The following is a 21,964-nucleotide window of genomic DNA, read 5'->3' on the forward strand; positions in this document are numbered from 1 at the left end:
GTGAAAGCCGGCAACCTGCTCAATGCCGGCAACCTCGCCGCCGGCGGCAACCTGAGTGTGCAAACCGCGCAAGATCTGCTCAACGTCGGCACGATCCAGGGTGGCAACGTGCAACTGGTCGCCGGCAACCACCTCACCAGCAGCACCAACCTCGGCGATATCGGCAGCGGCCTGCACCTCGGCGCCATCGCCGCCCCGACGCTGAACCTGCCCACCGGCGGACAGATCGCCGCGATCGGCGACCTCACCGCGCAAGCGGGCCACGACCTCACGCTCAACAACGTCAACGTCAGCGCGGGCCACAACCTGGGCCTTGCGGCCGGTCACGATCTGACCGCCACCGCCAGCGCGATCAACGCCGGCAACAACATGCAAGGGATCGCCGGCAACAACCTCAACCTCAACGCCGCCACGCACACCGCGCGCAGCGGCACGCAAATGAACGGCCAAGCCAGCGCCACCCACACCGTCACCGCCGTCACAGCAGGCGGCAGTGTCGTGCTGGCAGCAGGCAATGATCTCAGCAGCCAAGGCACGCAAATCAAAGCGGGCGATCAACTCGCTGTCAGCGCCGGCCATGACATCGTGCTCAACGCTGTGACCGACAGCACCTCCACCACGACACAAGGCGTCCAGGGCAAGACCATCGTCAGCACCGCTCACGACGACGAAACCCTGCGCGGCACCAGCCTGGATGCGACCAACGGCGTCGCGATCAGCGCCGGCCACGACCTCACCACCGTCGCCGCCAACGTCACCAGCACCCATGGCGGCATCACTCTGGCTGCCGGCAACGACATCCATCTGAACTCGGCCCAAGAAAACCACAGCACCGTCCAGAACACCAAAACCCACAGCGGCGGACTCTTCAGCAGCACCACGACCACCACGCACGACGCCGTACAAGACAGCTACGCCATCGGCAGCCTGCTCAGCGGCAACACCGTCACCGTCGCCGCCGGTCATGACCTTACGGCCACCGCCGCACACGTGGTGGCCGACCAGGACCTCATCATGGCCGCCGGCAACAACCTCACACTCAACACGGCTACCAACACACACACGGAAGAACACAGCGTCAGTAAAAGCAAGTCAGGTGTGATGGGAGCGGGTTTCGGTGTGATGGTGGGGCAAACCAAACAGAGCCATGACACCACGCTCACTCAGACCACGCCCGACGGCACCCTTATGGGTAGCCTGGGCGGTAACATCAGCGTGACGGCGGGGGATACCGTCCACCTCCAAAGTGCCACCGTCGCGGCGTTGCAGGGTGATATCGCCGTGATCGGCCGCTCCGTGAACATCGAAGAAGCCTACGCCACCACGACCTATCATGACGTCACCAAGACCCAACAAAGCGGCCTGACCCTCAGCTTCTCTGCGCCGGTGGCCAATGCTGCCGCCGCCACCTTTCATGCGGTCCAAAACACGGGGCGCAGCAATGATGCGCGGATCAACGCCATGGTCGCTGCCAGTACCGCCTACGATGCTTACCAAACGGTAGGCGCAGCGGCGGCTGCGATGAGCGGCCAGGGTGCTGCCGGTATTTCTCTCACGGTGGGTTCGCAGCAGTCCAAGAGTGAAACGACGATACAGCGCAATGAAGCAGTCGGGAGCTCGATCAAAGCCAACGGTCGCATAGATATCGTGGCTACCGGCGGCGGGCAAGATTCCAACATCCGCATCTCTGGCTCCGATGTCTATGGCGGGACGGGCACGGGCCTGTATGCGGATAACGCCATCGATATCTTTGCCGCCCAAAGCACATCCACGCAGCACAGTAACAACAGTTCCAGTGGCTGGAACGCTGGCCTGGTGGCAAGTGTGGGTTCCCATGGCTGGGCCGCCGGCATCACCGCCGGCGTCAATGCAGGCAAGGGGCATAGCGACGGTCAGACCATAACCCAAGTCAACGCGCACGTCGGGAGTGGTGGCACGACCACGCTAAGCAGTGGTGGTACCACTACGATTCGAGGGGGCCAGGTCAGCGGCGATCGCATCGAACTGGATGCCGCCGACCTGGTCATCCAAAGCCTGCAAGACACCAGCCGTTACACTAGCGGGCAAAAGAATGGCAACGTGCAGGTCACAGTGGGTTACGGCGCCTCGGCCAGCGGCAGTTATGGCCAGTCCGGCGTCAACAACGACTACGCCAGCGTCAACGAACAAAGCGGCATCCTGGCGGGTGATGGCGGCTATGTCATCAACGTCAAAGGCAACACCGACCTCATTGGCGGCATCGTCACCAGTACCGCAACCGCCGAAGCAGCCAGCAACAACCGTTTCAGCACCGGCACGTTGACTACTGCCGATATCGAAAACCACGCTGACTATAGTGGCTCCGCATGGGCGGCAAGCGGTGGCGTAGGCGTCAATAGCAAAGGTCCGCAAGGCAACCACGAGCTGGCCATGGGCTCACAGGATGGTACGCCGGGTGGCATGGGGGTTAATAAGTCGGTCGGCTTCGGTCATGACGGTGACCACCAAAACAGTGTGACCCACGCTGGCATCAACACCCGCAACCTCACGATCCATGATGTGGCGGGACAGGCCGCGACCGGCAACTCCGTGGAAGCCATCAAGGCGAAAATGGCCACCGCAACGACCACGGATACGCTCGCCTCGAACAGCGGCGCACTTGCCAACACCTTCGACGCCAAGGCGGTAGAGAACGAGCTGGCGACGCAAGTCCAGGTGACACAAGCCTTCGATCAGAACCGGCAACAGGCCAAGGCCGAGTTGTATGCCCACGTGCAGGAAAAGCGTCATCTGGCACACGAGGTGCGCATGGCAAACGGCGGCTACGACAATGACGAATCGCGGCGTTTGGACGCCGAGGCGGTATCCCTGGCCAAAACCGCCAAGTGGCTGGATGTAGCCGCGATGGGTCTTTACACCGGCACCGACTTGACAGGTGTTGCGCTAGGTCAGACCGCCATCAAGATGGATCAGGTGCGCCGTGTCGCCAGCGCCCCCAACACGATCATGCTGCAAACCTGCGATGCAGGCGGACAGAAGTGCAGCCATCGCGAAGTAAGGCTGGAAGACGTGCAGGCCAGTGACGACGGCCGCATTCACCTCTTCAACAACGGCATCTTCAATAACACGGAAGGGGCCCTTCACGCCGGCGCCCTGCAAAACACTAACGAGGCGAATGCGCAAGGGGTGTACTACATCCTCAATCCCTATACGGACAGTTGGTTTGCGGAGGGGTTGTATGCGGCTTACGACAAGCTCAATGACAAGTTGGGTGGGTGGTTGCCGTTGACGAGTGCGGAGAGGATGAATCAGGACTTCATTGACGCGGCCAAACAACAAGACGCATCGATCGATAGCGTTAACCATAGCCGCGGCAGCATGACCTGGACGGTGGCGTTGGAGGATTCGCAGCGGCAAGGTAAGGCAAATTTGCCAATTGGCACCGTGGTCTATAACGGTGCGGCAGCTAATGCTTTAAATGCGGCCAAGCTGGTTCAGAGCCTAGGCGATGGATATGGCAAGGTTTATCAAGCCACCCATCCCACCGATATCGTCGGCAGTTGGTGCATCATCCTTGGTTGCAATCCTGCTACGAGTGACAAGAACAATGGTGGCTTCCCAAGCTCGCATGGCTCCTATACCGGCTACCTACCCTTACCAGGCACACCATTGCGGGAGATGACGGACAAAACATGGGGCGAAGGGAGCTACAGCATTCCGGAGTTAGTGGTTCCTTCAAAAGATAAAAGGGGGAGTGCGAACAATTGATGGATCATATATTTCGATCGAAGGAGAAGTTTATGGGTAAAAAAAGTAAAGTTGATTTTTTTCCCCCTATTATTTTGATGGTGGCGGCGTTGATCTTGACGGCCTGTGCTCGGCCTCCGGAATATACCCGAGATAGTCATCGAGTACTGGTAGTGCCTAATGAGGGTTGGCAAAAGCCTGATGTAGATCATAAGTATGCTCAACTTGCAAGAGATCAATGTTCCAATCAGATGGAACAGGATCCCGAGTATGTACGGATCATGCGTGATTTTAAGAATATTCGAATAGTTGATCGGCGCTATAGGTCCAGTGTAGATCAGGAAATAATTGATGCTCCAAGTATTTATGCAGGTAAATTCATCGCTCTATGCATGAAGCGACAGGGTTTTTTCTACGGAAAATACAAGGACTAGAAGTTGTTTGCTTACCAGTTGTGCTGGTTCATCCACCACCCAAGCTGCGCAAATCGTCGCCACCGACGACATCGTGATGGCCGCACGTAATAACTCAGAATGAGGTAAGCCCCCGGCTTTGCCGGGGGACTCACCAAGGTTTGACCTATACGGCGGTCGTAGTGAACCTGAAATCTCGACCAAGAGACGAGGTTCACGATGAAAGAGTATCAAAGCTTGAGTCATGCCCGTTGGGACTGTAAGTACCACGTGGTGTTCATTCCCAAGCGGAGAAAGAAGCAGGTGTTTGGAGAGTTACGCAAGCACTTGGGCGAGGTCTTCCACGAGTTGGCTTCGCACAAGGAATCGCAGATTGTGGAAGGCCACCTGATGAGCGACCACATTCACATGTGCATCAGCATTCCGCCGAAGTATGCAGTGTCGAACGTGGTGGGTTACCTCAAGGGTAAGAGTGCCATCACCATTGCGCGCAAGTTCGGAGGACGGAATCGAAACTTCACTGGGGAGTCGTTTTGGGCACGAGGCTATTTCGTCTCGACGGTGGGCTTGGACGAAGCGATGGTGAGGGCATACATCCGAAACCAAGAGCAAGAGGATGAACGTTACGACGAGATGAAGCTGGGCGTGTAGCCCGCCGCCTTCAGGCGGCTCACGCTGTTATCGCCCCTTTGAGGGGCTCACCCAATAAAGCCCCCGGCTTTGCAGGGGGATACTTACTTAGAACTAGGCGTCGCCACCGATACCCATAGCGAACAACACGATCGCACCACCCAGACCAGCGGTGTGTTCACCAGCGGCCTGAACCTGATGATCGGCAGCAACAAGAAAAGCCAAACCTACACCGAAACCGACACCACCCCGCAAGGCAGCGTCATCGGTAGCTTGAACGGTGGCGTCACACTCACCGCCGGCAATCTCGTGCACATCACCGGCAGCGATGTGATCAGCAACACCAGCACCGCCATCGTCGGCAACGACGTCATCATCGACGCGGCGTTGGGCACGCAAGACACCACGCAGAGCTACAAACAACAGCAAGCGGGAATCACGCTGGGCTTGGGTGGGGGCTTGGATAGCGCTGCGCAGAGTGTCTACGGCCGCTCTCAAGCCGCCAACCATGCCGAAGACGACCGCCTCAAAGCGCTGTATGCGAGCCAAGCTGCCTATACCGCTTACGAGGCGTATAACGCCTACCAAGACGCAGCCGGCGCGGCAGCATCGGCAGATACGAATGTCAGTCAAGGCATCAGCTTACGTATTGGCCTTGGCGCCAGCAGCGCCAGCAGTAGCACCACCACCCACGATGAAACCGCCTACGGCAGCCGCATCCAGAGCAATGGCGACGTGATCATGGCGGCCACCGGTGGTGATCTGACGATCATCGGCAGCCAAGTCAATGGCCAGAACGTGGCGCTGGCCGCTGCCAACCACCTCAACCTCCTAAGCCAGGCCGAGAACCACAGCCTGGAGAGCAGCAACAAAAACGCGAGTGGTGGCATCGGCCTGCAAATCGGCAGCAACGGCTTCGGCGTCTACGCTGAAGGCTCGGTAGGCCAGGGCAGTGCGCATGGCAACGGCACCTCGCACGCCATCAGCAGCATCAACGCCAACGACACCTTGACGTTGATCAGCGGCAACGACACCACCATCCAGGGCGCCCAACTCACCGGCAACAGCGTGCTCGGCGCCATCGGCGGCAACCTGTTGATCCAAAGCGAACAAGACACCGACGACTTTGCCAGCAAACAACAGCAAATCGGTGGCGCCATGGTCATCGGCGCCGGCGGTGGTGGCAGCTTTAGCTACAGTCAGAACAAATCCAGCAGCCACTATGCCGGCGTGACCGATGTGAGCGGTATCGGCGCGGGCAGTGGCGGCTTCGACATCACCGTAGGTGGCAACACGCACCTGGTCGGAGGGGTGATCGCCAGCCGCGCCGATCCCAGCAAGAACAGCTTGACCACTGGCACGCTCCTCTATGAAGACATCCAGAACCAAAGCAGTGGCAAAGTCTCAAGCAGCAGCTTGGGTAGCGACAACAGCGTACTCAGCGGAAGCAAATATGCGATCGGCAAGACCGTCGTGGGCAACCTGATGGGTGGTGGCAGTGATGACGAAGCGCACAGCAGCACCACGCATAGCGCCATCGCCAACGGTACGATCGCCATCGCGGACGGGCAGGCGCAACAAGCATTGACGGGCAAGAGCGCTGAGCAAGCCATGGCGGGCCTGAGTCGAGATGCCAGCCTTGACAATCAAGCATTGGCGCGCCCAGACCTTGGCAAGCTGCAAGCCAACGCCGAGTTGGAGCAGGTGGCGAACAGCCTGGGCTATCAGATGGGTACGCACTTCACCGATGAGACGTATCGCACGATGTTCGTCAAGGCGGCGGATGTGTATGAGGTCATAAAGGATGATGAAGGCAAGTTGGTTCCTGGGCGTAAGTTGACTGATGAGGAGAAGAGGCATCTTCAGTCAGGAAGTGACGGAAAAATCCATATTGCTAATAATGGCATCTTCAATGACCAAGCCGCCGCAGAAAAGTACGCGAACCAACACAGTACCTCGGATGGGCCTCAGTACTACATTGCGTTTCCCAAGGCCGGAAATGGTCTGTCTGAATTGTTAGTTGCTGGATACCAGAAGAATCTTGAGGGCGACTTCTGGGGGCTGACTAACGCTGGCGAAGAAAACAAATGGATGATGCTGTACTACGGCCAGGAAGGTTTACATCTTGATGGTCACAGCCGAGACGCCATGACCATTGGTAATGCATTGGAATCGATTTCCAAGATGCCAGGTGCAGAAGGCGTTCTTTCCAATGCAACGGTGACTTTCTTTGGGCCTGCATACAACGCAGCTTCTGCGGACAAGCTGCTGAGTGTCCTGCAAGGCTACGGCGGGATATCTAATCCTTTACGGCCTTATGACATGATTCTGATGTTGCAGAACCACATAGCTGACCCAGTCGGTGGTTTTATTGGCTGGAACCCTTCTACGGGAGGAAGCATTCCTCAGGGAACAACAATGCTTGAGCAAATTATCAGAGCCGCAACAGGTCAGCCTGGCACCTCCCATAATTGTTATGGAAATTCCACGTCGCCAGCTTGCGGAAATTTCTGGCTAGAATATCCCGACAAAAAGCCAATCTCTTTGCCCGTTAAGGAATGACGGTATGAGAGCTATCATTGTGCTTTTCATTGTCCTTGTGATTTCTGGTTGCGTTTGGAATGTTGACAGGCCAAATCCCTTTGAATATGAGCAATGGTCTTCACCCGCCGATGGTGATCCTGTAGAAATCGCGCTGCTGGAATGTGGCTATCCAGACATCTTCGGAGGAGCTGGACAACGCTTCTCAGATAGTGATGTCATTCACGCAGAAAGGTGTATGCGAAGCTATGGCTACCAACAGGTGAGCACTTACGGAGATTCAATTTGTAGGCATCAGCCAAGTACTCAAGCATGTCATGATGGGTATACTCCGCGTAGAAACCCCGCAAAGCGATTGCATTCGCCATACTGCGAAAAATATCTTAAATCGAAATACTGCAAATAGGTCTTCACCAGCGGCCTGAACCTGATGATCGGCAGCAGCAAAGAGAGCCAAACCACCAGCGAAACCGACACCACCCCACAAGGCAGCCTGATCGGCAGCTTGAACGGAGCTGTCACGCTCACGGCCGGTAACCTCGTGCACATCACCGGCAGCGATGTGATCAGCAACACCGGCAACACCTGCTCGGCGCCATCGGCGGCAACCTCTTGATCCAAAGCGAACAAGACACCGACGACTACGCTAGCAAGCAACAGCAGCTCAGCGGCAAGATGGTGATCGGCTACGGCTCGGGCGGCAGCGTCAGCTACCACCAGAGCAAGGTGAATAGTCACTACCAGAGCGTGAATGAAGTCAGCGGCATTCAAGCAGGCAGCGGCGGCTTCGATATCACGGTGGGCGGCAACACGCACCTCATTGGCGGCGTGATCGCCAGCAGTGCCGACCCGAGCAAGAACCTGCTCGACACCGGCAGTCTTACCTACGAGAGCCTTCACAACGAAGCGAACTACAGTGCCAGCAGCATCGGCGTGAGTGCGGGCTACAGTGCCGGTGGTGGCTTCAGCGGCTGGCCCATGCTTGGCGTACCGCAAAGCGGCCACAGCAGCAGCGATACGAACAGCGGCATTGCGCAAGGCACGATCATCCAACGAGACGGCAACACCGATCTCAGTGGCCTTGATAGAAATACCACCCTCGATAACCAGGCGCTCGCGCCGATCTTCGATGCACAGAAAGTGCAGGAGAACATGGAAATGGGGCAAGTCGTAGGCCAGGTGGGCATGCGAGCAGCCGGCGATTTGGCTGGACAGATGGGCTGGGCCGAAGGCAGTCCGGAGCGCACGATTCTGCATGGGGTCGTCGGCGCGGGCATCGCGGCCTTGGGTGGCGGCAATGTGGCGCAAGGTGCGTTAGGTGCTGCGGCTAACCAGCTCGTGGTCCAGAAAATGGCCGACTATTTGGTGAGTCGTAAGCGTCCAGCAAATCCACCTTGCAAAGCACACGGGTTTAGTCCGCTCCTTCGCCCAGCCTTTGGTCCATGCGTGGAGCAGCGCGGTGACCGCCGTCAGGGATAATCCAACGTGCGCAATGGCAGCAGTTCGTCAATGCGTCGGTTGGGCCAGGTGGGAAGTTTTTCCAGTGTGTCTTTCAACCAAGCAAAAGGTTCCAGGCCATTGAGCTTGGCAGTGGCGAGTAGATTCTGAATCGCAGCGGCACGTTGGCCGGCGCGTTCCGATCCGGTGAATAACCAGTTCTTTTTTCCCAAACAGATCGGCCGGACAGCGTTTTCCGCCGCATGGTTGTCGCCGAGCCGGCACCCACGTCAACGGCGAAGAATCCGGTGCGGTCCAAGCATCGGAAACGCTCGTTGCAATACGCCGTCGCCAATACTCAAACGTGGCATACGCCAGGTTCTCTTGGCGGCAGTAAGCAAACCGATTCAGTCCACTGCCTTCCCAGCGGCGGCAGTGTTCACCCCAGTACGCGAACTTATTTGGATCCGATGCCATGACTCACTCACTTCAAGCTAGGTCGTGATAGTGTCTGGCACGGTTAGCGTTGTGACTATGTGGGCGTGTTGGACGCTTACTGAATGCAATAACAGGGGTACGCTTGCTCATGGGCTCGCTCTCGTCCATCCATCGACGGTGGATAGTTTTACGCTCCTCCGCTGGCCTGTGAGGTCTCATCGGAGCGAGGGCGAGTCTGTGTTGATTACGCTGCATTGTTGCGCTTGTGCCGACGCCACCGCCATGCCACTAACATCACCAGCACGACGAGAACAACAAGCAGCCACAGGCTGTGTTGTCCGCGTTGTATCCACATGCGCAGCCATTCGCGACGGTTGGCGCCGAAGTAGCCCAGGTAGACCCAGAACGGTACGCTTACCAGCGCGGCTAGGCCGTCGAGCAGCAGGAAGCGCCAGAAGCTGACGCGATGGCTCGCGCCGGCGGTGATATAGACGGCCGTACGCATACCGGGAAGAAAGCGTGCGAAGAACATCAGGCGGTTGCCGAATCGCGAGAATTTATCCTGCATCTTGACGTAGCGGCGCGGCGGCATCAGCAGGGCGATTGGTTTCCACTGCAGCATGTGCACGCCGAAATGGTGGCCAAGCAGAAACATGGCCGCATCGCCGATCAGTACACCGGCCATGGTCACGACCGCCATCACGTGCACGTTTGCGTAGCCCAGGCCTGCAATGATGCCGCTGGCCACCAGGGTGATGTCTTCCGGTATCGGAATGCCGGCGCCGCACAGCAGCAAGGCGATAAGTACCGCCGCGTAGCCATTTTCGGCGAACAGGGTGATCAGGCGTTCGAGCAAATCCATCCATGATCCTTGTCAGTGTCAGCCAAGGAGTATCCCGCAGCTTTCATGACGTCGCGTTCGGCATTGGGGCGCGCGCAGCAAGCAGTTCGCGCAGTTCGGCTTTTTCAACGTTGCTGAGTGCGCCTTCGCGGTTTTTTGCCACCAGCTCCGCCCGGCGCTGATCGATGATTTGCAATTCCATGCGATGCAAGGCATCAAAAAATTCCGTTCGCTGCGTTTCCGGCTCGCCGACCATGGTGGCGGCGGTCAGCTTTTGCAGTGAACCGTATTCGGCGCGTTCGCTGAAGTGTTCGATCAGCATGGCCGCGTTGATGCCGGGGCGCGCACGGGCCAGGTCCAGCAGTTCGGCCAGCAATTCCACGCCAGGCTTTTTCAGGCACAGAAAGCCATAGGGCTTTTCCACCTGGTCGGCGAGCCCGGGTTGGGTGAGCAGCAGCGAGATGGCGCTGCGTACCAGCGAGCGTTGCACGGCGGCCGGTCGCTGCATGGGGTGTCGCGGCTGGGCATTCGGTTCCAGCACAGCACGCGCGCCGCTGCGCTTTTCCAGCTCTTGCGCCATCAGGTCGCGGAAAGCGCCATCGGGCAGGCGTGCGATCAGCGGACGTGCGCGTTCGGCAAGACGCGCGCGGCCGTCCAGGCTGCTGACGTCCACGCCTTGCGAGAGCTCGCTGAAAAAATATTCCGAGAGCGGCGTGGCTTCGCGCAGACGCTTTTCGAAGCCGTCCTTGCCTTCCTTGCGCACCAAGGTATCCGGATCTTCTCCATCGGGCAGAAACAGGAAATACGCCTGCCGCCCGTCGCGCAGGCGCGGCAGTGCCGATTCCAGCGCTTTCCAGGCAGCGGCGCGACCGGCACGGTCGCCATCGAAGCAGAACACCACGTCCGGCGCGGTGCGGAACAGCACCTCGGTATGCTCGGGCGTGGTGGCGGTACCCAAGGTGGCGACAGCGATCGGCAGGCCGGCCTGATGCAGGGCGATCACGTCCATATAGCCTTCCACCACCACGATGCGCGCCAAATGGCTGTTGGCTTGCTTCACCTGCCACAGCGCGAACAGCTCGCGGCCTTTGTGGAAGAGTGGGGTTTCGGGTGAGTTGAGGTATTTCGGACCGTCACTTTTGCGCGCGTCCTGCGCGCTGGGTTCAATAGCCGGCGACCCGCCGCCGGACTTTCCAAGAATCCTTCCACCAAAGGCGATCACCCGGCCGCGCCGATCGAGGATCGGAAACATCAGCCGCTCGCGGAAGCGGTCGTATTTGTTGCCACGCTCGTTGCTGGCGGCCATGCCCGCTTCAGTCAGCCACTGCATGCGCTGTTCGTTGGTGCCGAGGCTGCGGATGACGCCATCGGAGCCGGCCGGAGCCCAGCCGATGCGGAAGCGCGCAATGGTGGCCGCATCCAAACCGCGTTGGCCACAATACGCCTTTGCTTCGGCGCTTTTGGGCAACTCGCCTTCATACCAGCGCGCGGCGGCGTCCAGCACGGCGTAGAGATCGGTCTTATCCTCGCGTGCCGCGTTATCGCGGCCGCCTTCGTAAGGCACTTTCATGCCGACCGATTGCGCTAGCTCTTCGACAGCGTCTGGAAATTCCAGTCGCTCGTAGTCCATCAAAAATTTGATGGCGCTGCCGTGTGCGCTGCAGCCGAAGCAATGGAAAAACTGCTTGGCCGGGGTGACGTAGAACGACGGCGTGCGCTCGTTATGGAACGGACAGCAGGCCGTCCACTCGCGTCCGGCTTTCTTCAACGGCACGCGCCGCTCGATCACGTCGACGATGTCGACGCGGGCAAGCAGTTCATCGATGAAGCTGTCGGGAATGCGGCCGCGCATAGTTTAAGTAGGTTGGATTAGCGCAGCGTAACCCAACAGATGCCGCGATGATTGTTGGGTTATCACCACGGGCGTGGGTTTGCACCCCAACGTCAACTGCCAAGGCGAGCCTTGATGCGGGCTGATACCTGGCCCATGTTGGCGCGGCCGGCGACCTTGCCTTTGACCGCGCCCACCACCTTGCCCATGTCGCGTGCGGTGCTGGCACCGGTTTCGGCGATGGCGGCATCGATCAGGGCATTGACTTCGGCGTCGCTGAGCTTGGCGGGCATGTAGCCTTCGATCACCACCATTTCGGCGCGTTCGACGGCTGCCAGATCTTCGCGACCGGCTGCGGCGTATTGGCTGATCGAATCCTTACGTTGCTTGAGCATCTTCTCCAGCACGGCGAGGACCTGGGTGTCGTCCAGTTCGATGCGCTCATCCACCTCGCGCTGCTTGACCGCCGCGAGGATCAGACGAATCACGCCAAGACGTTCCTTGTCGCCACCGCGCATGGCGGTCTTCATGTCATCGGTAAGCTGTTGCTTCAAAGTCATGAGAAGGCTCCTTCGGAAAGCACAAAGCCGACATTGCGGGGCAACGTCGGCCAGTGCGTGTACCTGACTGGCAGTGGCTGCGAATGGACGCGCCTACTGCAAGCAATTGAACGGTTCGGCACGAATCGCGCCCGAACTCGGGGTCTGCGAGAGGCAGAAAGGCTTCAGTACAGGCGGGTCTTGCGGGAAACGTCGCGCGACAGACGGCGCAGATGACGCTTTACGGCAGCGGCGCGCTTGCGCTTGCGTTCCTGAGTCGGCTTTTCATAGAACTCGCGCTTGCGGGTCTCGGCGAGCACGCCGGCCTTTTCGCAGGTGCGCTTGAAGCGACGCAGGGCAAGTTCGAACGGCTCGTTCTCGCGAACTTTTACGCTGGGCATGAAAACTCCGGGATGGTGAAGACGGGTAAATCGGCCCGCGGAACCGGGCGAGCCAAGAAGTATACCCGCAGGCAGGTAAAGATTTCAAAGGCGGATGGGCCGGAACGCTGAAGTTCACCGTATGGCATGCGGGTCCGGCTTTTTGTCGATACCATTTCAGCCTACCTTGGGCCTCGATTTTAGCGCCCTTGCCACCCATCTCTCCCATCATCCAGTGACTCTTGGGTCGCACCGAGAACCCCGTCAAAGCATGCCCCTGCCTACTTCTTCCCGTCCCATCCTCGGTATCGAAACGTCCTGCGACGAAACCGGCGTAGCCCTGCTGCGCTGGGAGCCGCAGGCGCCGGGACAAGGTTTGCTGGCACACGCGCTGTACACCCAGATCAGGTTGCATGCCGATTACGGCGGCGTAGTGCCGGAACTGGCCAGTCGCGATCACGTGCGCAAGTTGCTGCCGCTGGTGCGCGAAGCTTTGGCCCAAGCCGGACTGACCCCGGCCGATCTTGGTGGGGTGGCCTATACGGCAGGCCCCGGCCTGGTCGGCGCCTTGTTGGTGGGGGCTGCTACGGGACGTGCGATGGCCTGGGCGCTCGGAGTGCCCGCGATCGGAGTGCATCACATGGAAGGGCATCTGCTGGCCCCGCTACTGGAAGATGATCCGCCGGAGCCGCCGTTCGCGGCGTTGCTGGTGTCCGGCGGTCATTCCATGCTGGTGGAAGTGCAAGCCGTTGGGTATTACCGGATGCTCGGCGACACGCTTGACGATGCCGCCGGCGAAGCCTTCGACAAAACCGCCAAGCTGATGGGGTTGCCCTACCCGGGTGGTCCGGCTCTAGCGGCTTTGGCGGGCAGCGGCAGGCCGGGGCTGTTCCGCTTTTCGCGTCCGATGACGGATCGCCCGGGCCTCGACTTCAGTTTTTCGGGCCTCAAGACCCAGGTCTTGCTGGCGTGGCAGCAGTCCGACCAGAGTGAGCAGACCCGCGCCGATATCGCACGCGGGTTCGAGGAAGCTGTGGTCGATACGTTATTGATCAAGTGTCGCCGTGCGCTCGCCGATACGGGGGCGAAGCGGTTGGTGATTGCCGGTGGTGTGGGCGCCAACCGGCGCCTGCGTGAGGAACTGGCGGCGGCGGGTGCGAAAGACGGCTTCAAGACCTATTTTCCGCGCCTGCAGTTTTGCACCGACAACGGCGCCATGATCGCGCTGGCTGGTGCCATCCGCTTGGCGCATGGCCAGCATCAGGATGAATCGGTGCAGGTTTTTCCGCGCTGGGATTTGCAAACCCTGCCGCCTGCTGCTTGATCGCATCCCTCGCATCGCGGAACCTTGCACGTATGGATATCGTTTTCATCGAAGACCTGCGCATCGACACCGTCATCGGCATCTACGACTGGGAGAAGCGCGTGCGCCAGACGCTGTCGTTCGATATCGAGATGGCGTTCGACAACACCGTGCCTGCTGCGAGCGACGACATTGCGCACACGCTGAACTACAAAGACGTGTCCAAACGTTTGATGGCTTATGTCGGGGAATCCAGCTTCGGATTGGTGGAAACGCTGGCTGAGCGTTGTGCAGCCATTATTCGCGAAGAGTTCGGCGTGGCGTGGGTGCGGCTCAAGCTGTCCAAGCCCGGCGCGGTGCGTGGTGCCAAAGCCGTGGGTGTCTGCATCGAGCGCGGCAAGCGACCGAACTGATGGCGCGTGTCTATCTCAGCCTGGGCTCCAACCAGGAGCCGCATCGTTACCTTCGTGCCGCGTTGGAAGAATTGCGTGCCCGCTTCGGCGCGCTGAATGTTTCGCCAGCTTATCGAAGCGCTTCGGTGGGCTTTGACAGCGCGGACTTCGTCAATCTGGTGGTGGGCATGGACACGGATCTGGCCCCGCACGCACTCAATGACTGGCTGCATGCACTGGAAGACCGTCACGGTCGCCGCCGTGCCGTGCCGCGCTATGCCGATCGCACACTTGATGTGGATATCGTGCTTTATGACGATCTAGTCACGCAGGGGCCGGGGCATCTGGATATTCCGCGCAAGGAGCTGAAACATGCTTTCGTGCTCAAGCCGATGGTCGATATCGCGCCTGATCTGCGGCATCCCGTCGACGGACGCACGATGGCCGAATGGTGGGCTGCGTTTCCAACGGGCAGCGAACCGTTGGTGCAGATAAATCTCTAGGGGCCTTCTGGACGTCATGCCGCGGCGCAAGCCGGTGGAGCAGGCATTTCGCGGCGCGATGGGTTTGGTCTTCGATGCCAACCCTGAGCGGTTGGTTGCGGTGGGGCTATGTGATTTCGTTGATCGGCTGCAGGTGGATCTGGCTGGTTTGCTTCAGGCTTGAGGGTGTTTGTCACCCTGTGTGATCAGACGGCTGTGCCGGCTGGCGCAGGGTCTGCCGCACACTGGGAATGACGCTGGTGCGTGCGGCCAGTTCGTGTGCGATATCGATGAAACCGAGATGGCGCGCAACGTCGGCTGCGGTGCGGCCAAAGTTGTCGGCCGCATGGCGATCGGCGCCGCGTGAGAGTAGTACGCGTGCTGGCGGCAACATGGCATGCATCGCGCAGGCATGCAGGGCCGTAACGCCGCGCTGGTCGGCATGTTCGATACGTGCGCCGGCATCGAGCAACACGGGCAGCAAGGCACCGATGTGTGTCGCGTCGGAGGGTCTGCCTGGACGCAAGTGTGCGCCAAGCAACAGCAATAAGGATGTTTTGCCTTCGCTATCGGCCAAGTTCAGGTCAGCCTTGCGCTTGAGCAATGCATCAAACAGACGGCGTGCACGCAAGCTGTCGTTCTGCTCGAAACCGAACTGCGATGCGGCATGTAACGCGCTGTGTCCGCGCGCATCCACGGCATTCGGATCGGCACCCGCTTCCAGCAACTGTTCGGCGATCTCCGGATAACCCTGTACGGCAGCGATCATCAGCGCCGTCGCATCGCCCGGCAGGCGCTGATCCACCGTCGCACCGCGCTCAAGTAGCAAGGCAACCAGGGCTTCACGACGTGCGGCAACCGCGGCGGCAAGCGGCGTCATGCCGTTGCTGGCGCTAGCGGACATGTCGGCACCGGCCTCGATCAAGGTGATGGCGACATCGCGATGACCGGCGCCACCGGCGTGCAGCAGGGCGGTGGCGCCCTGTGCATCGCGCGCATCCACGGCAAAGCCAAGTTCCAGCAGTCGGCGCACCGCGGTATCGGCCCCCTGTTGGGCGGCTTGAATCAGGTCATCGGCGCGCAATGGACGGTGCGGACGTTGCCAATCGTTCCAGTCGAGCCAGCGCTCCAGTTCAAGGTGTTCCAGGGCAAGGCCAAGCGGTGTTTCGCCATTCACATCGACGGCTTCGGTATCCGCGCCATGCGCCACGAGTGCGCGTACCATCGGCAGCGCATCGGCGCCGTATTCGAGCGCTGCGAACAAGGGTGTACGCCCACTGTTATCACGTGTGTTGGGATTGCAGCCACGGCTCAACAGGGCTTGCAGCACGGCGAGCTGGCCATTGGCGGCAGCCAGGTGCAGCGGTGTGCGTTCGCGTTCGTCGAGGCCAAATGGATCGGCGCCGCGTTCGAGCATGGTCAAAGGTAAGGCGGCAGCCTGCGGTGCGTTGTGCAGTCGACCCAGTGTTTGGGCGAGCAGGCTGCCACCGGCGGGGCTTGCGCCCGCATCCAGCAGATCGTGGAGCGCTTCGGCGCTGTCGGGCAGCAACGGCAGTAGCGCGTCGAACAGGCGGCGTCCGAGCGGCGGCAGGGTGGGATGCTCGCTATCGGGATCGTCGATCAGTTGTGGCTGCAAGCGAGTTTCGGCTTGCAGTCCGTGATCGAGCAACCAGCGTCGTGCGGTACGGAGATCAGGGTCGGTCAACTCCAAATAGAGCTGGGCAAGCTGCGACGGTGACCAGTTGCGCACCCGGCTGGCGAAGCTGGACACGATCGCCCAGTGACCAAAGCGCAAGGCATCGAGGAGATGTGCTGGCGTGTCGGCGCCTTCGGAAATCGCGTCGAGGTTGAGGCTTGCAGGTAGCGGTGTATCCGGGTCGAGCAGGGCGACTAGGTCCCAGCGTCCGCTGGCGGCGGCATGGTCGAGTGCGCTGCGGCCATCGTTGCCGGGTGACTTGGGTTCGGCGCCGAGGGCAAGCAGGGTGCGGACCGTTTCAGCCTGCGCATGGGGTGATTGGCAAGCCAGCGTGAGCGCATCGCGACCATGCTTGTCGCGGGCCAGCGCGTTCGCCTGTGCGTCAGCCAGCATCTGTACTACCGCAACAGCGCCGGCACGCGATGCTTCCATCAACGCCGTGCTGCCATGATGATCGATCAGGTTCACATCCGCGCCGGCCATGTGCAGCGCGCGCGCAATCTGTTCGTGGCCTTCTGCGGCGGCCATCATCAAGGCGCTGCGTTGCTTGGCATCCACACCATTCACGGCGGCGCGGTGCTTCAGCAACATCTTCACCCCGGTGATGTCGTCGTCGGGAATGCCCGCGGCAGCCACCAGGGCGGGTTCGCCGCTAACTGGCGACGACTTGGCGCCGCGCTCTAGCAGAAACTGCGCTAGCGGCCAGTTGGTGGCGCGACAAGCGATCGACAGCGGGCTTGCGCCCGCCTTGTTGAGCGCATCGAGGGAAGCGCCCGCATCCAGCAGCAGCGCTGCGATGGTCGGTTCGCCGCTGAGCACGGCGCCGTGCAGTGCTGTGTTGCCGTCGGCATCGGCGGCCAGCGGGCTGGCGCCGTTGGCCAGCAAGGTCATCACCGCATCGGCGCGGCCGTGCCAGCTATCGCGCGTTGTGGCGAGCAGCGGCGTCAGGCCGCCGCTGGCGCGATTCACATCGGCGCCCTTGGCGATCAGGGCGCGCAGCAGGTGCGGATCGGGCAGCAGGGCGGCAAGCGTCAACACCGGGCGCTGGTCACGGTCGCCGGGAAGCGGTGTGGTATCGGGATCGGCGCCGGCTTCAACCAGGGCTAGAGCGCGTGCGATATCGCCGGCGCGGGTCGCTGCAAGTAATGCGCGCGCTTGTTCCGGTGTGCCGGCCGTACGTTCTTCCTCACTGAGCGGTGGTGCGGGTGCCGGGGCGATTGCCATCACAGGATCCACGCGTTCGTTGCGCGAGGATTCCTTGCGCTTTGGGCGGCGGCCTTCGGACAGCATCACCCGCAGGGTGCGATTGGCGATCACCAGGCAGCCGAGCGGAAGTATCACTACGGCATACACCACGATGGCCGCCGTGCGCATTTCCGTTGGCAGCACGACGTAGAGGCCGCTCAGTGCGATGGCGGCGAACGACAGGATCAGCAACGACAGCGCGCTGGGCAGGAAATGGCTGAAAAAGTGCTCCTCGCGTGCAAGGTGCCGGCCAAAGGTGATGCTGCGCGCGGTGGCGGTGAACAGCGACGAACCTTCGTGCTTGTCATGCGCGGGATAGGCGTCGTCCCAGACGAACACCAGCGCAAACGCCGGCCAAAGGCGCCAAAGCGTCATCAGCGCCAGTACCACAGCAGCCGCTAGCATCAGGCTGGCGCCAAGGGTGGGCTGCTGGGTGAGTCGCAGCATCGGCCATGCAATGAACAGGAACATCAGCGCGACGTAGCAGGTGAACATGGTCAGATGTACCGCGCCCCGGCGCAGCACGGTGCGGATGAAATTGGGTTCGGGATCGAAGCCGATCGCATGGCAGATCGCCGCCATTGTCAACGTATTGGCCAGTAGCAGGAGAATCAGCGTGACCGCATGCGCGCCGACGGCGGCGGCAACGCCTGCGACGACGAATCCTGGCACGAACCAGATGAGGGAAGTCAGCATGGAGGATGGGCGGCGCGATTTGATAGGTGGCATGGGGCGAGTATAGGAATCAGGACCGCGTAAGACGGTAATCACACGTTAACTATGGGTCTTGCGCTGGCTGGCGTAGACAAACAGTGCATGGCAAAACCCGCGAAATCTTCGTGTGAGTCGTGAAGGTTAGCAGCTTATGGCGATAGGGCCGGGAATCGGGAATCGCAAAAGCGAAGCGCGCCCTGCTTTTACCATTTCCGATTCCTGATTCCCGGTGCTGCCGCAGCCGAACCATGCTGCAACCGCACTTGCATGCCCCGTTCACAGCCGGCAGAGTGCCCGCCGGGGTTATCAAACGTGTGTATGAATTTTACTGTGGTGACCCTCTGATAAGCCCCGAGCCGTCATCCACCCCAGGGATGGCGTTCCCTCGGCAAGACCCCGGCCGCCCATGGCTGGACTCGTCACCAAGAAAAAGCAGGAGCAAGCAAGCGATGCATATGTTTTTCCGCAACACCGTCCGTGGTGGTCGTCCGCTCGTCCTCGCCACCCTCGGCCTGGCCATTGCCGGTGCCTTGGCTGCACCGCAGCAAGTCCACGCAAGTGCCTTCCAGTTGAAGGAAGACAGCGCGCAGGCCATGGGCCGCGCCTACGCGGGCTCACTGACTGCCGGTGGCGATGTGTCCGTGGTGGCGAATGGTCCGGCGGCCATGGCTGACCTCAAGGGCACCTATTTCGAAGCAGACATCACCGCCATCAACTTTGGCGCCAACTTCAGTGGCAGCGCGCATGACGCGTTCGGCAATCCGATCAGTGGCAACAACGGCGGCAACGCCGGTACAACCATACCAGTGCCGGCGCTCTTCTTCGAAACTCAGGTGAACGACCGCTGGCACGTGGGTGCCAGCTTAAGCGTGCCGTTCGGCTTCAAAACTGACTACAACAGCGACTGGGTCGGCCGCTACAACGCCATCGAATCGAAGTTCGAATCGCTCGACGCGACGTTCTCGGCCTCGTATAGCCTGACCGATAACTTCAGCATCGGTGCCAGCGCCATTGCGCAGCACACCACCGCCACGCTGACCAATGCCGTCAATTTCTCCGCGATAGGTCAGCAATTGGGCGCCGCCGTTGGTCTGCCGCCGGCCGAGGTTGCTGCCTTGATTCCGCCGGGCACTGACGGCTATGCCCGTGTCAACGGTCACAGTTGGGACTGGGGCTGGCAGTTGGGCGGTTACTGGAAGATCGATCCGAAGGATCGCCTCGGTTTCAACTATCGCTCCAAGATCACGCATCGCCTGCAAGGTACGGCTGACTTCACCGTGCCGCAAACCGTGTCCACGCTGATCGGCCAGTTGGCGCAGGTGGCGCCAGCATTTGGTGCAGCCAGTAAGGCGTTCCAGAACACCACGGGCTCGGCCCTTTTCACCACGCCGGCGGTGGCCACGGCCAGCTACTGGCACCAAGAAGACAAGTTCGGCTTCGGCGCCGATGTGTCTTGGACCGAGTGGGATGTGTTCAAGAATCTGACCGTGAACTTCGCCAACCCGTATCAGCCGGCAAGTTCGCAAGTCTTTAACTGGCATAACTCCTGGTATGCCTCGTTCGGCGGCGAGTACTACCTCACCGACAAACTGACTTTGCGTGGTGGTATCGGTTACGACAGCACGCCGACCGCGGCGGCCACCCGCGATGTGCGTGTGCCGGATGAAAGCCGCAAACTGCTCTCGGTCGGGATTGGCTACAAAGCCACCGAGCATTTTTCGATCAACGCCTCGTACGTGCACGTCTTCGTGAATCGCGCAGCGATCAATGGCGCGGTGAGTGCGACGGAAGACGTTATCACCGGTAGCTCCGATGACTACGGCAATCTGCTGGCGATCTCAGGTGTCTACAAGTTCTGATAAAGGACTTGCACTTCCTAGCAGGTGCGCCATACCTGGCACACCATAAAAAAGCCCGTCTTGCGACGGGCTTTTGAAATGCGAGTTGACCATCTGCGACCAATTGCGTTGTTGTAAAGCGTTTCCGGCCTTCGCCGGGATGACATAACAACTAGCCATGCGCATCGCGCATGGCTGTTGCGTCACTTGATCTTGCCTTCCTTGTAGATCACATGCTTGCGCACGACCGGATCGTACTTCTTGAACTCGAACTTGTCCGGGGTATTTTTCTTGTTCTTCTGTGTGGTGTAGAAGTGGCCGGTACCGGCCGACGAGATCAGGCGGATCTTGTCTTGCTTGCTGTTAGCCATGACTTAACTCCTCAGACCTTTTCGCCGCGGGCGCGCAGGTCGGCGATCACGGCCTCGATGCCCTTTTTGTCGATGGTGCGCAGTGCCTGGTTGGAGACGCGCAGTTTCACCCAGCGGTTTTCGCTGGGAACCCAGAAGCGACGCTCATGCAGGTTGGGCAACCAGCGGCGACGGGTTTTGTTGTTGGCGTGCGAGACGTTGTTGCCGGTCTGCACACCTTTTCCGGTGACTTGGCATACACGGGCCATGATGACCTCCGTAATGTTGTGAACCGCCCTTTGGCCAGGACGACATCGGCCCAGCGGCGGCGTGCGCCACGCGATGCTGGAGATGGTGCTTTCGCCGGAAGCCGTGAGGTCCGCATCGCGTGGCGGACTGGCCCGGAAGACCGGGTCGACAGGGGCGAGCCACGTATTATCCCGGAAAAACAGTCTGCTGCGCAATGTTTAAGCGCCGGGAAATATCCCCGTCCCGCTGGCGGAAAAAAGGCTGGGGTTCGCTTCCGCGCAGAGGCCATGCGAGCCGTCATCCGAAGGGACGTGGCTGCGGTCGGGAATCCGTCTCATGGCGATAGCTCAGGATGTATGGAACAATCTCACCCTTTGCGCCCTGCGTGCGCGCTTATTTGAACCGAGGGATTCCCATGGCAGAAATCAACGCCAACGGCCAGACTAATGGCCCTGCCGGCCAGCCTCAATTGGTGCTGCAGAAGATCTATGTGAAGGATGTGTCCTTCGAGGCGCCGAATGCCCCGCAGATCTTCCAGGAAATCGGTGAAATCACCGAGGCGCCGCAGGTCCAGTTGAACCTGACCCAGCGTGCGACCGGTTTGGGCAACGATCTCTATGAAGTCGTGCTGAGTCTCACCCTGACCTGCACGGTGAACGAACGTACCGCCTATCTGGCCGAAGTGCATCAAGCCGGCCTGTTCGGTATCGCTGGTTTCGCCGAGGTGGATCATGCGGGCATCATCGGCAGCTATTGTCCGAACCTGCTTTTCCCGTACGCGCGCCAGGTGATCTCCGGCCTGGTCCAGGAAGGTGGTTTCCCGCCGTTCCTGCTGCAACCGATCAATTTCGAGGCCCTCTACGCCGAGCAGCAGCGTCGCGCAGGCGGTGAGCCGCGTACGCTCAATAGCTGAGTTTCT

General features: G+C 60.2%; 19 protein-coding genes and 1 pseudogene. 12 read left to right on the top strand and 8 right to left on the bottom strand.

Annotated features, from left to right (window positions below; all coding sequences use genetic code 11):
* From EO087_RS13850 to EO087_RS13875, 6 genes are all read left to right on the top strand, one after another.
* Entirely contained in the window at window positions 1-3,747 is a 3,747-nt protein-coding gene (locus tag EO087_RS13850; RefSeq protein WP_128899382.1) for a hemagglutinin repeat-containing protein, read from the top strand.
* Between the two features lie 32 nt (window positions 3,748-3,779).
* Entirely contained in the window at window positions 3,780-4,160 is a 381-nt protein-coding gene (locus EO087_RS13855) for a hypothetical protein (RefSeq protein WP_128899383.1), read from the top strand.
* A 198-nt stretch (window positions 4,161-4,358) separates the two neighbouring features.
* On the top strand, window positions 4,359-4,790 hold the full coding sequence (gene tnpA / locus EO087_RS13860; protein WP_128898014.1) for an IS200/IS605 family transposase: 432 nt from the start codon (window positions 4,359-4,361) through the stop codon (window positions 4,788-4,790).
* A gap of 69 nt (window positions 4,791-4,859) precedes the next feature.
* The gene (locus tag EO087_RS13865) at window positions 4,860-7,331 is read left to right on the top strand and encodes a hemagglutinin repeat-containing protein (RefSeq protein ID WP_128899384.1); all 2,472 of its coding nucleotides are present in this window, start codon (window positions 4,860-4,862) and stop codon (window positions 7,329-7,331) included.
* A gap of 409 nt (window positions 7,332-7,740) precedes the next feature.
* Window positions 7,741-7,926 (top strand): hemagglutinin repeat-containing protein, encoded by a 186-nt coding sequence (locus EO087_RS13870; RefSeq protein WP_128899385.1) that lies wholly within the window; start codon window positions 7,741-7,743, stop codon window positions 7,924-7,926.
* Complete coding sequence (locus EO087_RS13875; RefSeq protein WP_164931854.1) at window positions 7,923-8,789, top strand: hypothetical protein; 867 nt, start codon at window positions 7,923-7,925, stop codon at window positions 8,787-8,789. The genes EO087_RS13870 and EO087_RS13875 overlap by 4 nt, the downstream gene beginning before the upstream one ends.
* Here EO087_RS13875 and EO087_RS13880 read toward each other — a convergent pair.
* The 5 genes and pseudogenes from EO087_RS13880 to rpsU form a co-directional block, all read right to left on the bottom strand.
* A pseudogene (locus tag EO087_RS13880) lies at window positions 8,780-9,019 on the bottom strand (transposase domain-containing protein); the annotation flags it as partial. The gene EO087_RS13875 and the pseudogene EO087_RS13880 overlap by 10 nt on opposite strands.
* A gap of 410 nt (window positions 9,020-9,429) precedes the next feature.
* On the bottom strand, window positions 9,430-10,047 hold the full coding sequence (locus EO087_RS13885) for a DedA family protein (protein ID WP_128899387.1): 618 nt from the start codon (window positions 10,045-10,047) through the stop codon (window positions 9,430-9,432).
* A 43-nt stretch (window positions 10,048-10,090) separates the two neighbouring features.
* A complete protein-coding gene (gene dnaG, locus EO087_RS13890; protein ID WP_128899388.1) occupies window positions 10,091-11,878 on the bottom strand; it encodes a DNA primase in 1,788 nt (595 codons plus the stop codon).
* A 92-nt stretch (window positions 11,879-11,970) separates the two neighbouring features.
* On the bottom strand, window positions 11,971-12,417 hold the full coding sequence (locus EO087_RS13895; protein ID WP_128899389.1) for a GatB/YqeY domain-containing protein: 447 nt from the start codon (window positions 12,415-12,417) through the stop codon (window positions 11,971-11,973).
* A gap of 164 nt (window positions 12,418-12,581) precedes the next feature.
* Window positions 12,582-12,797, bottom strand: a complete 216-nt coding sequence (gene rpsU, locus EO087_RS13900) for a 30S ribosomal protein S21 (RefSeq protein ID WP_115477777.1) — start codon at window positions 12,795-12,797, stop codon at window positions 12,582-12,584.
* Between the two features lie 250 nt (window positions 12,798-13,047).
* Between rpsU and tsaD the strand changes: the two genes are divergently transcribed.
* Genes tsaD through EO087_RS16315 form a run of 4 tightly spaced genes read left to right on the top strand, consistent with a single transcriptional unit; the run spans window position 13,048 to window position 15,137 of the window.
* A complete protein-coding gene (tsaD, locus tag EO087_RS13905; protein WP_128899390.1) occupies window positions 13,048-14,100 on the top strand; it encodes a tRNA (adenosine(37)-N6)-threonylcarbamoyltransferase complex transferase subunit TsaD in 1,053 nt (350 codons plus the stop codon).
* 32 nt (window positions 14,101-14,132) lie between these two features.
* The gene (gene folB / locus EO087_RS13910) at window positions 14,133-14,492 is read left to right on the top strand and encodes a dihydroneopterin aldolase (RefSeq protein ID WP_128899391.1); all 360 of its coding nucleotides are present in this window, start codon (window positions 14,133-14,135) and stop codon (window positions 14,490-14,492) included.
* Window positions 14,492-14,974, top strand: coding sequence for a 2-amino-4-hydroxy-6-hydroxymethyldihydropteridine diphosphokinase (gene folK, locus EO087_RS13915; protein ID WP_128899392.1), 483 nt, complete (start codon window positions 14,492-14,494; stop codon window positions 14,972-14,974). The genes folB and folK overlap by 1 nt, the downstream gene beginning before the upstream one ends.
* Before the next feature lie 16 nt (window positions 14,975-14,990).
* Entirely contained in the window at window positions 14,991-15,137 is a 147-nt protein-coding gene (locus EO087_RS16315; RefSeq protein WP_164931855.1) for a hypothetical protein, read from the top strand.
* Window positions 15,138-15,146: 9 nt separating this feature from the next.
* Here the strand turns inward: EO087_RS16315 and EO087_RS13920 are convergent, their stop codons facing one another.
* A complete protein-coding gene (locus tag EO087_RS13920; protein ID WP_240669064.1) occupies window positions 15,147-18,590 on the bottom strand; it encodes an ankyrin repeat domain-containing protein in 3,444 nt (1,147 codons plus the stop codon).
* Between the two features lie 467 nt (window positions 18,591-19,057).
* Between EO087_RS13920 and EO087_RS13925 the strand changes: the two genes are divergently transcribed.
* On the top strand, window positions 19,058-20,467 hold the full coding sequence (locus tag EO087_RS13925) for an outer membrane protein transport protein (RefSeq protein ID WP_128899394.1): 1,410 nt from the start codon (window positions 19,058-19,060) through the stop codon (window positions 20,465-20,467).
* Window positions 20,468-20,649: 182 nt separating this feature from the next.
* On the opposite strand, the gene rpmG is transcribed toward EO087_RS13925, so the two are convergent.
* Entirely contained in the window at window positions 20,650-20,817 is a 168-nt protein-coding gene (gene rpmG / locus EO087_RS13930; RefSeq protein ID WP_126675274.1) for a 50S ribosomal protein L33, read from the bottom strand.
* 11 nt (window positions 20,818-20,828) lie between these two features.
* A complete protein-coding gene (gene rpmB, locus EO087_RS13935) occupies window positions 20,829-21,065 on the bottom strand; it encodes a 50S ribosomal protein L28 (RefSeq protein ID WP_128899395.1) in 237 nt (78 codons plus the stop codon).
* 395 nt (window positions 21,066-21,460) lie between these two features.
* On the opposite strand from rpmB, the gene secB reads away from it, so the two are divergent.
* Window positions 21,461-21,958, top strand: coding sequence for a protein-export chaperone SecB (secB, locus tag EO087_RS13940; protein WP_128899396.1), 498 nt, complete (start codon window positions 21,461-21,463; stop codon window positions 21,956-21,958).
* Window positions 21,959-21,964: the final 6 nt, after the last annotated feature.

This window comes from Dyella sp. M7H15-1 (assembly GCF_004114615.1).
Lineage (GTDB): Bacteria > Pseudomonadota > Gammaproteobacteria > Xanthomonadales > Rhodanobacteraceae > Dyella_B.

What these genes read in the sequence shown, in the direction of transcription:
- tsaD (WP_128899390.1), top strand. Translation starts at nt 13,048, where the DNA reads ATGCCCCTGCCTACTTCTTCCCGTCCCATCCTCGGTATCGAAACGTCC.
- EO087_RS13855 (WP_128899383.1), top strand. Translation starts at nt 3,780, where the DNA reads ATGGGTAAAAAAAGTAAAGTTGATTTTTTTCCCCCTATTATTTTGATG.
- EO087_RS13895 (WP_128899389.1), bottom strand. Translation starts at nt 12,417, where the DNA reads ATGACTTTGAAGCAACAGCTTACCGATGACATGAAGACCGCCATGCGC.
- EO087_RS13885 (WP_128899387.1), bottom strand. Translation starts at nt 10,047, where the DNA reads ATGGATTTGCTCGAACGCCTGATCACCCTGTTCGCCGAAAATGGCTAC.
- folK (WP_128899392.1), top strand. Translation starts at nt 14,492, where the DNA reads ATGGCGCGTGTCTATCTCAGCCTGGGCTCCAACCAGGAGCCGCATCGT.
- dnaG (WP_128899388.1), bottom strand. Translation starts at nt 11,878, where the DNA reads ATGCGCGGCCGCATTCCCGACAGCTTCATCGATGAACTGCTTGCCCGC.
- rpmG (WP_126675274.1), bottom strand. Translation starts at nt 20,817, where the DNA reads ATGGCTAACAGCAAGCAAGACAAGATCCGCCTGATCTCGTCGGCCGGT.
- folB (WP_128899391.1), top strand. Translation starts at nt 14,133, where the DNA reads ATGGATATCGTTTTCATCGAAGACCTGCGCATCGACACCGTCATCGGC.
- secB (WP_128899396.1), top strand. Translation starts at nt 21,461, where the DNA reads ATGGCAGAAATCAACGCCAACGGCCAGACTAATGGCCCTGCCGGCCAG.
- EO087_RS16315 (WP_164931855.1), top strand. Translation starts at nt 14,991, where the DNA reads ATGCCGCGGCGCAAGCCGGTGGAGCAGGCATTTCGCGGCGCGATGGGT.
- EO087_RS13870 (WP_128899385.1), top strand. Translation starts at nt 7,741, where the DNA reads ATGATCGGCAGCAGCAAAGAGAGCCAAACCACCAGCGAAACCGACACC.
- rpsU (WP_115477777.1), bottom strand. Translation starts at nt 12,797, where the DNA reads ATGCCCAGCGTAAAAGTTCGCGAGAACGAGCCGTTCGAACTTGCCCTG.
- tnpA (WP_128898014.1), top strand. Translation starts at nt 4,359, where the DNA reads ATGAAAGAGTATCAAAGCTTGAGTCATGCCCGTTGGGACTGTAAGTAC.
- rpmB (WP_128899395.1), bottom strand. Translation starts at nt 21,065, where the DNA reads ATGGCCCGTGTATGCCAAGTCACCGGAAAAGGTGTGCAGACCGGCAAC.
- EO087_RS13925 (WP_128899394.1), top strand. Translation starts at nt 19,058, where the DNA reads ATGCATATGTTTTTCCGCAACACCGTCCGTGGTGGTCGTCCGCTCGTC.
- EO087_RS13920 (WP_240669064.1), bottom strand. Translation starts at nt 18,590, where the DNA reads ATGCTGACTTCCCTCATCTGGTTCGTGCCAGGATTCGTCGTCGCAGGC.